Source organism: Mesorhizobium sp. M2A.F.Ca.ET.039.01.1.1 (genome assembly GCF_003998035.1).
In the GTDB taxonomy this organism is placed as follows: domain Bacteria; phylum Pseudomonadota; class Alphaproteobacteria; order Rhizobiales; family Rhizobiaceae; genus Mesorhizobium.
In genome coordinates, this window is the sequence record NZ_RZRY01001106.1 from 1 (window position 1) to 1,515 (window position 1,515).

A 1,515-nucleotide genomic window follows, 5' to 3' on the forward strand; every position below is an offset into this window, starting at 1 on the left:
GTTTGTAGCCATGATACGATTCCGCCTCTGGTTAGACGGAAATTGTAGGATAAGTGCGTGCTCGATCAAAGCGTCGTCTCCTTCTATGGTGACTCTCCGTTCGGCGGGTGGCTGACAAATGTTCCAATGTCATGCCCGACACGTCGAAACCGGATAAGCCGGCAACTGTAAGGAGACCGGGCGCACTGGCGGTTACGGACCGATCCTTCGAGAACGCCGTCCGCGCGCTTGGGTGGGAGGTGCCCAGCGCGCAGACAGCAAATCTGAAAATGGCTACGTGATCAAATTCCTTCCTGCGAAACCGCATCCAGTCCGGAGGCCGTCTTCGGGATCTGCAGGTCAGCCAAGCCGTTGGCGCCCCCGTTACGATATCTGCGCGCAAACCCTGTCTGACGTATGTGAAGGTGGTCACAGATACGCCAATGGGCCTGATTGCGAAAAATCGAAAACCGATCTATGGAGCGATCGGCCGAATTGAGGGCGGCCAGTCAACACATTGCACAAGGTCGCCCCATGCCCGATGCCTTCTCTCGCGTCATCGCCTTCCTTGCCGTGGTCACGGCCCTTTTGTTTGCCGGGCTGCACTTCCACCAGGGCCACATCATCGCCACGCTCTATTTCATGACCGGCGCAGTCCTGGTGACGGCGGTAACGCGCATGAATGTGAGACGGGGGCTGATTTAGGCGCCCGCGGCATTCGTGTCCGGCAACGTCAAGGCGTCATGACGACGCCGATCCGGCAACGTCAAGGCGTCATGACGACGCCGATGTCATTGCGGAGACGTCCATCCACATCGCGCCCACGGCATGACCATCGGGGTCGGCAAGGTCGCGAGTGTACATGAACCCATGATCTTCGACTGGATTGATGTCGGCCGTGCCGCCGTTAGCGGCCGCAGCGGCGGCCATTGCGTCGACGGCGTCGCGGCTGTCCAGAGAGAGCGCCAACATCACCTCGCTCGACGTGATGGCGGGATCGGGCGCGTCGTCATCATCTGCCATTTTTCCCGGCTGAGCAGCATGAAGTTGATCTCTTCACTCCATACCATCCAGGCCGCGGCCTCATCGGGAAACTCAGGATTGTTCTTAAAACCAAGGGATTCGTAGAAAGCCCTGGACGCCTTCACGTCGGTAACTGGCAGGCTCACAAAGATCCTCTTGCTCATCGGTCATTCCTTCGTTGTCGAGATACCGGTCCCGGTGCCTCTTTGAAGACGCTTGACCGTCCGCCGAACCGACATGGCATCTTCACTTTTTCGAATTAACGGCTCCGCGCTTCGCGCCGACGGCCACCACTCAAACGATGCGGGGAGAACCTGGAACCTCGGCGTTCATCCAGTCCGGATTCTGCACTGAGCCGAGGTCAAAAAATCGCTGCGCGACAGTTGCGCTCCGGAGACATTCTCAAGAAATTGCTTGGAAGCTAAATCATCTAACCATTTCGGGAGGTTAGATGGTGGGCGATGCAGGGATTGAACCTGCGACCCCACCCGTGTGAAGGGTGTGCTCTCCCGC

General features: G+C 58.3%; 3 protein-coding genes. 1 reads left to right on the forward strand and 2 read right to left on the reverse strand.

The window, feature by feature from the left end:
- The first annotated feature begins 513 nt into the window (after positions 1 to 513).
- A complete protein-coding gene (locus tag EOA24_RS42145; protein WP_167449170.1) occupies positions 514 to 684 on the forward strand; it encodes a hypothetical protein in 171 nt (56 codons plus the stop codon).
- Positions 685 to 753: 69 nt separating this feature from the next.
- On the opposite strand, the gene EOA24_RS44175 is transcribed toward EOA24_RS42145, so the two are convergent.
- Together EOA24_RS44175 and EOA24_RS44180 are read right to left on the reverse strand one after the other, a co-directional pair.
- Positions 754 to 1,002, reverse strand: a complete 249-nt coding sequence (locus EOA24_RS44175; protein WP_348633104.1) for a hypothetical protein — start codon at positions 1,000 to 1,002, stop codon at positions 754 to 756.
- On the reverse strand, positions 951 to 1,166 hold the full coding sequence (locus tag EOA24_RS44180; protein WP_348633105.1) for a hypothetical protein: 216 nt from the start codon (positions 1,164 to 1,166) through the stop codon (positions 951 to 953). The genes EOA24_RS44175 and EOA24_RS44180 overlap by 52 nt, the downstream gene beginning before the upstream one ends.
- Between the last annotated feature and the right edge of the window lie 349 nt (positions 1,167 to 1,515).

Bases quoted from the DNA above. Each gene is read 5' to 3' on its own strand.
- EOA24_RS42145 (WP_167449170.1), top strand. From the start codon at position 514: ATGCCCGATGCCTTCTCTCGCGTCATCGCCTTCCTTGCCGTGGTCACG.
- EOA24_RS44175 (WP_348633104.1), bottom strand. From the start codon at position 1,002: ATGGCAGATGATGACGACGCGCCCGATCCCGCCATCACGTCGAGCGAG.
- EOA24_RS44180 (WP_348633105.1), bottom strand. From the start codon at position 1,166: ATGAGCAAGAGGATCTTTGTGAGCCTGCCAGTTACCGACGTGAAGGCG.